This is a genomic window from Ideonella sp. B508-1 (assembly GCF_000333615.1).
GTDB lineage: Bacteria > Pseudomonadota > Gammaproteobacteria > Burkholderiales > Burkholderiaceae_C > Ideonella.
In genome coordinates, this window is sequence record NZ_BADL01000281.1 from 1 (window position 1) to 10,749 (window position 10,749).

Genomic DNA, 10,749 nt, shown 5'->3' on the forward strand with positions numbered 1-10,749 from the left:
CGGCCGCAAGGTCATGATGCAGCCGTTCTGGGCACCGGTGGTGCGCAGCACGCGGGTCAGACGGCGGGTGTCGATGTCGGCGATGGCCACCGTGCCCTCGGCGGCCAGGTAGTCCGGCAGCGAGCGCGTGGCGCGGAAATTGGACAGTCGGACCGGAAGGTCCTTGATGATCAGACCAGCGGCATGGACTTTGGGCGCCTCGATATCCTCGTCGTTGACGCCGTAGTTGCCGATGTGCGGATACGTGAGGGTCACGATCTGCCGGCAGTAGCTCGGGTCGGTGAGAATTTCCTGGTAGCCGGTGAGGGCGGTGTTGAACACCACCTCACCCACTGTGTGACCGGCTGCGCCGATCGAGGTGCCGGAAAAGACCGTGCCGTCTGCGAGTGCAAGGATTGCGGGGGGCAAGACGGGCAGCAAGGGAACACTCCGGTTTTCGCGCACCCAGCCCGTGACCTGAACCGCACTGCGAGCCATCCAGGGGGCTGGAAGACACGGGTGCCGGGCTCGGCGAGGACAGATCGGAAACGGAGTTTCGCTGGGTGGCTTTGTTTTAGGGTAAACCTGTCTATTGTAGCCTATCCCCCTCATCCAAGGGAGATGCCAGCAACGGGGCCCTGGGTATCGGCCCGTGCCCACAGGCGATGCTGCGTCACGACACGACCCCTCTCTGGCCGCCGAGGAACTAAACTCCCCTCTCGGAGTCCATCCGACACAGTCGGCAACGACTGCTGCTTCCCATCCAACCATCGGAGGTTTCATGAACGAAGGCCTGCAAACCTATACCGGCTATGCCGGAGCGGGCTCGCTGGCGTCGCAGCGCCAGCGCGTGTTGCGCAACACTTATTGGCTGCTGGCGGCGTCGCTGGTCCCCACGGTCCTGGGCGCCTGGATCGGCGTGGCGACCGGCATCTTCACCGCCATGTCACCAGTGATGAGCTTGGTGGTGTTCATGGTGGGCGCCTTCGGCCTGATGTTCGCCATCGAGAAGACCAAGAACAGCGCTGCGGGTGTCGGCTTCCTGCTGGCCTTCACCTTCTTCATGGGCCTGATGCTGTCCCGGCTGCTGGCCTTCGTGCTCGGCTTCTCGAACGGCGCCACGTTGATCATGACCGCCTTCGGCGGCACCGCCCTGGTCTTCCTGGGCATGGCCACGCTGGCCAGCACCATCAAGCGCGACCTGTCCGGCATGGGCAAGTTCCTGATGGTCGGTGCGCTGATCATCCTGGCCGCGGGCATCATCAACGTGTTCCTGCAGTCCAGCGCGCTGATGCTGACCCTGTCGGTGCTGTGCATCGCCGTGTTCTCGGCCTTCATGGTCTTCGACATCAAGCGCGTCATCGACGGCGGCGAGACCAACTACATCACTGCCACCCTGGCCATCTATCTGGATCTGTACAACATCTTCCAGAACCTGCTGATGCTGCTGGGCGTTTTCGGTGGCGACCGGGAATGAGGCTTTCGGGCCGATAGAAGAAAGGGGCTCCTCGGAGCCCCTTTTTCATGTGCGTTCCGCCGGCAGGGTCACGCCGCGGGTCGCTCGAACACCGCCATGCTCTCCACATGGGCGGTGTGCGGGAACATGTTCACCGCGCCGGCCGCCACGCAGCGGTAGCCCGCCACATGCACCAGCAGGCCGGCGTCACGCGCCAAGGTGGCGGGGTTGCAGCTGACGTAGACGATGCGCCGTGGCGGCGTCCAGTCCGGCCGAGGCGCCGACTGCAGATCCGCCAGGGCCTTCACCAGGGCGAACGCCCCCTCCCGCGGCGGATCCACCAGCCACTTGTCGGCCTGGCCGAAGGCCACCAGGTCGTCGGGTGTGATCTCGAAGAGGTTGCGGGCTTCGAAGGCGGTCTTGTCGCTCAGGCCATTGCGCAGGGCGTTCTGGCGCGAGCGCTGGACCAGGGCCTCGCTGCCCTCCACCCCCAGCACCTGGCGCGCCCGGGTGGCGATGGGCAGGGTGAAGTTGCCCAGCCCGCAGAACCAGTCGATCACCCGCTCGTCCGGCCGCGCGTCCAGCAGACGCAGCGCGCGCCCCACCAGCACGGTGTTGATGTGGTGGTTCACCTGCGTGAAATCGGTCGGCTTGAAGGGCATGCGCAGACCGAACTCGGGCAGGCTGTAGCCCAGCTCGGGGCCGTCGCTGTCCAGCAGGTGCACGGTGTCCGGCCCCTTGGGCTGCAGCCACCACTGCACGCCCTGCTCGGCCGCGAAGGCCCGCAAAAGAGCTTGATCACCCTCGGACAGGGGTTCGAGGTGACGCAGCACCAGCGCCGTCACGCCGTCGCCGATGGCCAGCTCGATCTGGGGCAGCGTGTCGCGCGCCTGCATGCGGCCGATCAGCCCCCGCAGCGGCACCAGCATGGCACTGACATGGGGCGGCAGCACGGGGCAGACACTCATGTCGGCCACGTAGCGCGACTTGCGCTCGTGGAAGCCCACCAGCACCGTCTCCTTGCGGGCCACATAGCGCACCGACAGACGGGCCCGGAAGCGGTAGCCCCAGGTGGGCCCCTCGATGGGACGCAACACACGCTCGGGCTTCACCTTGCCCAGATGGGCCAGGTTGTCTTCCAGCACACGCTGCTTGATCGCCACCTGGGACGAAGCTTCCAGGTGCTGCATCTTGCAGCCCCCGCAGGCGCCGGCATGCAGGCCGAAATGGGGGCAGCCCGGGCGCACCCGCTGGGCACTCTCATGGCGCAGTGCCACGTAGCTGGCCTGCTCCCACTGGTTCTTGCGCTTGCCGACCTGGACCTGGACTTCCTCACCGGGCAGCGCGCCCTCGACGAAGACGACCTTGCCCTCGCTGTTGTGGGCAACCCCCTGGGCCTCCATGTCCAGCGACTCGATCTTCAGCCATTCATCCTTCTGTGTCATGCCCTGCATTATCCCGGTGCCGGCCTCATCGGCCCTCCAACAAAAACGGCCGCCCTGGGGCGGCCGTCGAACGCGCAGCGCGCAGGCTCAGCGCGGCGGCAGCAGCTTGGCCGGATCCAGCGGCTTGCCCTGCTTGCGGATCTCGAAGTGCAGCTGCACCTTGTCCGAATCGCTGGCGCCCATCTCGGCGATCTTCTGCCCCTTGCGCACCGTCTGATCTTCCTTGACCAGCAGCGTCTGGTTGTGCGCGTAGGCGCTGAGGTAGTTGGCGTTGTGCTTCACGATGATCAGGTTGCCGTAGCCCCTGAGCGTGTTGCCGGCGTAGACCACCCGGCCATCGGCGGCGGCATAGACAGGATCGCCCGCCTTGCCGCCGATCGACAGCCCCTTGCTGCGGCTCTCGTCGAAGCCGCCGATCACGGGGCCACCTGCCGGCCAGCCCCAGGAGATGTCGTCGTCAGCGTCCTTGGCCGGGGCCGGTGCAGGCGCCGCAGAGGCCGAGGCAGCGGCGCTGCCAGCCGACACCGCGGTGGACGCCGCAGAAGCAGGCTTGCCGCTGTCCAGCGGCTTGGTCTCCACCTTGCCCGACGCCAGCGGCTTGGCCGAAGCCACGCCCGGCTCGGTCCCCGGCGGAATCACGCGCAGCACCTGACCCACCTCGATCACATTCGGGTTGTCGAGGTTGTTCCACTTGACCAGATCGCGCCAGGCCTGGCCGGTTTCAAGCGCGATGCGCATCAGGGTGTCGCCGGGCTTCACGATATAGGTGCCCGGCTTGGCCTCCACAGGTGCCACGGGCTTGGGGGCCTCGGCGGGCGCGTGCGTGCCCGTGCGGCTCGCGGAGCGATCCTCGACGGGGGCCTGGTACTTGGGGGAGGCGCAACCGGCCAGCACGGCCAGCAGCAGCAGGCCGGCCGGAGCCATCCTGCGGTACCCACGGAACAAAGTCATGGTGTGTGCTTTTCCCTGAGGTCAACAGACCCCGGATTTTAAGGGGACGAACTGCACCATCTCCCCCACGGTGCGATGGAAGCCTTGTTCGGTGCGGTCGATGACCACGAGAACCTGGGCGCGGCCATCCGGGGAACGCGCCGGTGCCACCAGTCGCCCCCCCACAGCCAACTGTGCCAGCCAGGCGGCAGGCACATCGTCGCCCCCCGCGGCAGAGACGATGCTGTCATAGGGCGCCCGAGGAGGATGACCCAGCATGCCATCCCCGTAGAGCAGCTGGATGTGCGGAGCCGACGGCGACTGCCTGGCCAACTGGCGGCGAGCCAAGTCATGCAGGGGCTGAAGCCGCTCGATGGAAGTCACCTGTCGGGCCACCTGGGCCAGCAAGGCCGCCTGGTAACCGCAGCCCGTCCCGATCTCCAGCACCTTGCCCAGGTGGCCGTGCCGCCGGGCGTTGGGCCCCAGGAACAGCCATTCCATCATCCGGGCCACCACCGAGGGCTTGGAAATGGTCTGCCCCAGCCCGATCGGCAAGCTGGTGTCCTCGTACGCCTGGGCGGCCAGGGCGGAGTCGACAAAGTGGTGCCGCGGCACCGCCAACATGGCCTGCAGCACCGGCTCACAGTGAACACCGTCCTGGCGCAGGCGCTCCACCATACGCCGCTGCATGGCCGGCGTGTCCAGACCCAGCCCCGAAGCCGGCGTCAGCCGACGTGCATCGCGGGCGGCCTCGGCCAACAGGCGCTGCGGACGCAGGGGCTCGGGCGGTCCCTTCACAGTCGTCGTGCGGGCAGGCGTGGGTTTCAAGGCGGCAGGGAACCGTCCCTTGGGGCGCGGGTCCGCGCTCACGGCCCCTCCACCCCGGACCAGCGCCGCCGCCAGCTGTCCAGCATCGCGTGGTCGGTGAGGTCCACCTGCAGCGGCGTGATGGACACCCGCCCTTGCGCCACAGCATGGAAATCGGTGCCTTCTCCCGCTTCGCGCGCATCACCGGCCGGCCCGATCCAGTAGATCGGCTCACCGCGGGGGTTGGTCTGGGCGATGACCGGCGAGCTGGCATGCCGACGCCCCAGTCGGGTGGTCGACCAAGGCAGCTCGTCCGCGTCGGGACGGTTCGGGATGTTCACGTTCAGCAGCCAGGGCCGGACCTCGCCACCCGGCACCAGCAGAGGCAGCACGGACTCCACCACCCGGCGGGCCGTGCGGGCGGCCGCGTCCAGATGGGTCCACCCCTTTTCCGCCTGGCTGAAGGCGATGGCCGGAACCCCGAACAGATAGCCTTCCATGGCCGCCGCCACCGTGCCGGAATAGAGCGTGTCGTCGCCCATGTTGGCTCCCTGGTTGATCCCGGAGAGCACGAGGTCCGGCCGCATGGGCAGCAGCCCGGTCAGCGCGATGTGGACACTGTCGGAAGGGGTGCCATTAACATAGCGGAACCCCTTTTGAGCCGGCGACTGGGCCTCGTACACCGACAGCGGGCGATGCAGGCTCAGGGCATTCGAGGTGCCACTGGCATTCTGCTCGGGGGCGATCACGTCGATGTCGCCCAAGCCCTCGCAGGCCTTGACCAGTGCGGCCAGGCCCGGCGCGAGATAGCCATCGTCATTGGCAATCAGGATTCTCATGCGGGCGGATTGTAGGCAGGCCACCTTGGGTGGCCGGCATGAAATCTGCTCATCCCACGAACAAGGGCCCCGGCAGCCCAAGAGTGAACTGCTAGCATGGGGAGGTGTGAGGCATGCCCTCTGATTCTGAGGTTGTAAAGGTCATTCCATGTCAGTGAAGGTGTTGATCCTCGAAGACAACCCGGTCGCACGGGAATTCCTCTCCCGCGTGCTCAAAGAGAGCTTCAGCGACCCCATCACCATCACCGAAGCGGGTGACCTGGAAACCGCCCGCGCGCAGATCGCCCTGACCGGCCCGGGCGGCCTGCATGGCACCGATCCGTTCAAGCTGATGCTGCTGGACCTGGAGCTGCCCGACGGCAACGGCCTGGAGCTGCTGGACGAACTGCGCCAGTACCCCGCCACCAAGGTGGTCACCACCCTGTACTCGGACGACGAGCACCTGTTCCCTGCCCTGCAGTGCGGTGCCGACGGCTATCTGCTCAAGGAAGATCGGTTCGAAGTCCTGGTGGATGAACTGCGCAAGATCGTGCTGGGCCAGCCCCCGCTGTCACCGGCCATCGCCCGGCGCTTGCTGACCCACTTCCGCCTGGGCACCGGCCCTGCGCCGACAGAGCCGCCGCCCGCGGCGACCGTCGCCTTCAACGCCAACGTTCCCAGCAGCGGCAGCGCCGGCAAGGCTCCGGTGCCGATCGAGCGCCAGGTCGAGATGCCCCATCTCACGCCCCGCGAGATCGAGGTGCTCACGTACCTCAGCAAGGGCTTCACGATCAAGGAAATCGCGAACCTGATGGGCATCAAGTGGTTCACCGTGAACGACCACATCAAGTCCATCTACCGCAAGCTCAACGTCTCCAGCCGGGCCGAGGCAGCCGTGCTGGCCAGCAAGCAGGGCCTGGTCTGACCGGAAGCGGGCATCTCCATGTCCCGCAGCGGGTCTGACTCCATCGACGCCCCCACCTGGACCGCCAGCGAAACCTCTGAGGCCGATCCACTGGGAAGCATCGGCGACCTGAGCATGCGCCGCATCGGCTGGCGCAGGCAGGCCCTGCTGGCCGCCGCCATCATCGGCTGCCTCACCATCTTCCTGCTGGCCAGGGTGATGGCCAACAACCCCGATGTGGCCGCACAGTGGCGTGCCTCGGCGGATGGGTATCTCGAGCTGGCCGACACCAGCATGCCGGAGCTCAAGGGATCGCTGGGCAAGGAGCTGGAATCCATCGCCACCCCCGATGGCCAGGTCATGCCTTTCGGCGTGCTGGCCATCGCCCACTCGGCCCGCTGGATCAGCCACGAACCCAGCCGGCAGGAGATGCAGGTCGTGCGCTTGGCCACGGCCCACGCGTTGGAAGCCGGACAGATCACGTTGCGCTTTCGCGATGCATCCCAGGTCACGATCGAGCCCAAGCCACGGGGTTATGCCGGCCTGGGCGCCATGTTCTGGCTGATGAGCGCCTTCGGGATGGTGCTGTTCCTGGTGGGCTGGATCGTCCCGCTGGTTCAACCCAACCTGCGCAACCTGCTGTACGCCATCATGGCCCACGCCCAGGCGGCGCAGCTCCTGATCTCTGCGGTGGCCGCCGTGCCGGCCATGGCCCTGCCCTCGGCGATGGTGGCCCACGAGAGCCTGGTGCGGGTGCTGCTGGACGCCGTGACCGGCGCTGCCGTGGTCCAGGCCGCGGCCATGCATCCGGTGCGCATGCCAGGCCGCCGTTGGGTGGCCGCGGTCGCCTGGGGCGCCACCGCGCTCTTCGCGCTGATCGCCTTCCGTGGACAGCTGGACAACAAGTGGTGGTGGAGCCAGAGCCTGCTGATCGGCGACGGACTGGCCTGCATCGCGCTGCTGACCTGGGTCCACCGGCGCTCGCCCCATCCCTTCGCCATCGTGGTGCGGCGCTTTGCGGTGGTCACGCTGGCCACCCTGGTGCTGCTGACCGTGGCCGTGTCCCTGATGCCGATGCTTCCGCCGGAAGTGCAGCCCGTGGCCACGGTCGGCCCGGTGATCTGGAGCGTGTTCTTCGCCTCGATCATCCTGCTGGTGCCCTTCATCTCGCGCTCGCAGAACGTGATGCGCGAGTTCGCGATGCTGGCGGGCATCAGCACCGTGGCCACCTCGGTCGATCTGCTGTTCGTGGCGGTCTTCTCCTTCAGCCAGTTCACATCACTCACCCTGTCCCTGTTCCTGGCGCTGGGCGCCTACGCGGCATTGCGGCAATGGCTGGTGGGGCAGATGATGGGCGCCCGGGCCCTCACCACCGAGCGCATGTTCCAGCACCTCTACCGCATCGCCCGGGAGGTGGAGGCACGGCCCGAGCGCGCCGCAGACCGCATGATCGAGCTGCTGCGCAATGTCTTCGAACCGCTGGAAACCGAGCGCACCGAAGCCCGCAGCAAGCAGAGCATGGTGGCCGGCAATGGCGCGGCGCTGGTGGTCCCCCTGCCCAACCTGGTGGACGGGCCCTCAGTGCGCGGCTCGGTCGTGCTGCGCTTCGCGGAACGGGGCAAGCGCCTGTTCGCGCAGGAAGATGCACGGCTGGCCGATCGCATTCTCGAGCAGCTGATGCGCGCCCTGGCCCATGACCGGGCGGTCGAGCGCGGGCGCAGCGAAGAACGCGTGCGCATCGCCCAGGACCTGCACGACGACATTGGTGCCCGGCTGCTGACGCTGATGTACAAGGCCCCCAGCACCGAGATGGAGGAGTACATCCGCCACACGCTGCAGGACCTCAAGACCCTCACCCGCGGGCTGGCGGCCAAGAACCATCCGCTGGCGCTGGCCTCCGCGGAATGGAAGACCGACATCACGCTGCGCCTGGAGGCCGTGCACTGCCAGCTCGAATGGGAGGCCGAGTACGACCAGGACATCACCCTGTCGATGATGCAGTGGTCGGCCATCACCCGCGTGCTGCGCGAGCTGGTGAGCAATGTGATCGCCCACGCCAAGGCCAGCCGCGTGCACATCGTCTGCCAGCTGCGGCAAGGCACCTTCACCATCCTGGTGGAGGACGACGGCGTGGGGGCCGATCCGGCCAAGTGGTCCGCCGGCCTGGGCCTGGGCGGCGTGCGCAAGCGGGCCAAGAGTCTGGGCGGCACCGTGGCCTGGCGCACGCGGCGCCCACACGGCACGATCTGCGAAGTCCAGATCCCGCAACTCACCACGCCTGAAGCCTGAGATGCCTCGGGGCTGAGCAAGAAACCAGAAAGCCCCGCCCGGTCGAACAAACCGCACAAACAAAAGGGCCCTGGATCACTCCAGGGCCCTTTTCATTTTGTCTTGGTGGGGTGGCTGATGGGACTCGAACCCACGACAACCAGAATCACAATCTGGCAAAAATGCCATATCACTGTGTTTGATAGCGTTTGAATTAACAAGCAAAATCAATGACTTATTGAATTTTCACGACCAACGAGGTGTTGTGAGTGTTTGGGGAAACTGATCTAAATAGCGCAAAATTGGCTACACAGTGGCTACACAGTGGCTACATGACGGCTACACGGCGCTCCTCGTGTAGCCAGAGATGCGCGATGGCACGACCCAAGAATGCACCTCCTGACCTGTCCGAGCGGGTCAACCTCGTCCCCGGCGTCATCGAGCGCCTGACCTGCCCAGAAGGCAAGCAGCAGGCATTTTTGAGGGACCGGGATGTGCCTAGGCTGCGAGTCCGCGTCACTGCTGCCGGCGCGAAGTCCTTTGTGTTCGAGGCCAAGCTAAATAAGCAGACGATCCGCCGCACCATTGGCGACGTGCGCGCCTGGACCATTGAAGCCGCCCGCGCCGAAGCCCGCCGCCTCGCCGTCATGCTGGACGGCGGCACCGACCCCCGCGAGTTAGAGCGACAGCAGGCAGCAGCCCGCGCCGCCGAGCAAGCCGCGGAAGTCGCACGCGCCGCCGCGGAGCAGAAAGCAGCCATGCCGGCCCGCGAAGTGTGGGAGGTCTACCTGCAAGAGCGCCGACCACATTGGGGTGAGCTTCACTACTTGAGTCACTTGGAAAAGGCCAGCCTCGGCGGCGTCCCCTCAAAACGCAGGGGGATGACCGACACTTTGACCAAGCCCGGCCCGCTGGCGGCACTGCTGGCACTGCCACTGCGCGAATTGAACTCTGAGCGCATCGAAGCATGGGCGGCAGACGAGGGCAAATTGAGGCCTTCATCTGCCCGCTTAGCTTGGCGGCAACTGACGGTCTTTCTGAACTGGTGCGCCGAGCAACAGCGCTTCGCCGACCTCTTGCCAGATCGGAACCCCGCCAAAACCAAGAGGGCCCGGGAATCGCTGGGCCGACCCGGCGTGAAGGATGACGTGCTCACCAAGGAGCAGCTTGCCGCGTGGTTCGCTGCTGTGCGGGGAATTCAAAACCCGGTCATCTCGGCCGCGCTGCAAGTCATGCTGTTGACCGGCGCACGGCCCGGGGAGGTGCTGGCGCTGGAATGGGCCGATGTGAACTGGCAATGGAAGGGACTGACGATCCGCGACAAGGTGGAGGGCGAGCGGACCATTCCACTGACGCCCTACGTTGCCGCGCTGTTGGAGCAGTTGCCCCGCCGCAATGCCTATGTCTTTTCGTCCACGCGAACACTGGCCATGGACGATCACAACCGCCAACGGCGGGCCCGCAAAGCTGCTGCGAGAGGAACCGCTGCACCAAGCGGTGATGTGCTGGAAACCAGCGCCAGCGGGCAGATAGCCCCGCCGAATACACCGCATACCCGGGCCTGCAAAGTGGCCGGCATTGACGGGCTGACCTTGCATGGTCTGCGACGCAGCTTTTCGAGCCTCACAGAATGGATGGAAATCCCGGCCGGCGTGGTGGCACAGATTCAGGGACACAAACCCAGCGCCACAGCCGAGAAGCATTACAAGCGCAGGCCACTGGACTTACTACGAGTTCACCACGAGCGTATCGAAGCCTGGATGCTGGAGCAGGCCGGCGTCGCATTCACTCCCGCCGCGGGGGCCGCGAAACTCCACGCGGTGAAGTAAGCCTCCGGGCCTCGGGATGAGGCCCTAAATACACCACGCTGCAGTCTTTATGGCTGCGGCTCGATTGCGTCTGGTGTTATTTCACATTGTGAAATGTGAATCTTATGAATCAAGTAGTTAGCACGCGGAGTGCTTGCGGCCCTTTGTGCTCGCGGTTGCGGTTCCATGTCACAAGCGCAAGCACTCGGAGTTGGCGATTAGCTATGTGATTGATTCCAGAGGATTTGTCCTCCCCGGCGGCGCCGCGAAATCGCGCAGCAGCGTGATTCGGTGCCCCCGCGGGCACAGTTCGAGTATCAACACAGCCGGATAC

General features: G+C 66.0%; 9 protein-coding genes. 4 read left to right on the top strand and 5 right to left on the bottom strand.

Annotation, left to right across the window (positions count from 1 at the left end):
• Positions 1-420 (bottom strand): carbamoyl-phosphate synthase domain-containing protein (locus I73_RS27560; protein ID WP_040500291.1); only part of this gene is annotated, 420 nt, incomplete at its 3' end.
• Positions 421-760: 340 nt separating this feature from the next.
• Between I73_RS27560 and I73_RS11870 the strand changes: the two genes are divergently transcribed.
• Positions 761-1,456 (top strand): Bax inhibitor-1/YccA family protein, encoded by a 696-nt coding sequence (locus I73_RS11870; RefSeq protein WP_022980814.1) that lies wholly within the window; start codon positions 761-763, stop codon positions 1,454-1,456.
• 68 nt (positions 1,457-1,524) lie between these two features.
• On the opposite strand, the gene rlmD is transcribed toward I73_RS11870, so the two are convergent.
• The 4 genes from rlmD to surE form a co-directional block, all read right to left on the bottom strand.
• Entirely contained in the window at positions 1,525-2,880 is a 1,356-nt protein-coding gene (gene rlmD / locus I73_RS11875) for a 23S rRNA (uracil(1939)-C(5))-methyltransferase RlmD (protein ID WP_026096629.1), read from the bottom strand.
• 87 nt (positions 2,881-2,967) lie between these two features.
• Positions 2,968-3,831 carry a peptidoglycan DD-metalloendopeptidase family protein gene (locus tag I73_RS11880; RefSeq protein WP_026096630.1) on the bottom strand — a complete coding sequence of 288 codons (864 nt, stop codon included), beginning with the start codon at positions 3,829-3,831 and terminating at the stop codon, positions 2,968-2,970.
• A gap of 21 nt (positions 3,832-3,852) precedes the next feature.
• Positions 3,853-4,638 (bottom strand): protein-L-isoaspartate(D-aspartate) O-methyltransferase, encoded by a 786-nt coding sequence (locus I73_RS11885; protein WP_234409485.1) that lies wholly within the window; start codon positions 4,636-4,638, stop codon positions 3,853-3,855.
• A 38-nt stretch (positions 4,639-4,676) separates the two neighbouring features.
• Positions 4,677-5,456: a 5'/3'-nucleotidase SurE gene (surE, locus tag I73_RS11890; RefSeq protein ID WP_022980818.1), complete on the bottom strand. Its 780-nt coding sequence runs from the start codon at positions 5,454-5,456 to the stop codon at positions 4,677-4,679.
• 148 nt (positions 5,457-5,604) lie between these two features.
• Here surE and I73_RS11895 point away from each other — a divergent pair, with 148 nt between their 5' ends.
• From I73_RS11895 to I73_RS11905, 3 genes are all read left to right on the top strand, one after another.
• A complete protein-coding gene (locus I73_RS11895; RefSeq protein WP_026096632.1) occupies positions 5,605-6,360 on the top strand; it encodes a response regulator transcription factor in 756 nt (251 codons plus the stop codon).
• An 18-nt stretch (positions 6,361-6,378) separates the two neighbouring features.
• Entirely contained in the window at positions 6,379-8,628 is a 2,250-nt protein-coding gene (locus I73_RS27565) for an ATP-binding protein (RefSeq protein ID WP_051049186.1), read from the top strand.
• 353 nt (positions 8,629-8,981) lie between these two features.
• A complete protein-coding gene (locus tag I73_RS11905; RefSeq protein WP_022980819.1) occupies positions 8,982-10,436 on the top strand; it encodes a tyrosine-type recombinase/integrase in 1,455 nt (484 codons plus the stop codon).
• Positions 10,437-10,749: the final 313 nt, after the last annotated feature.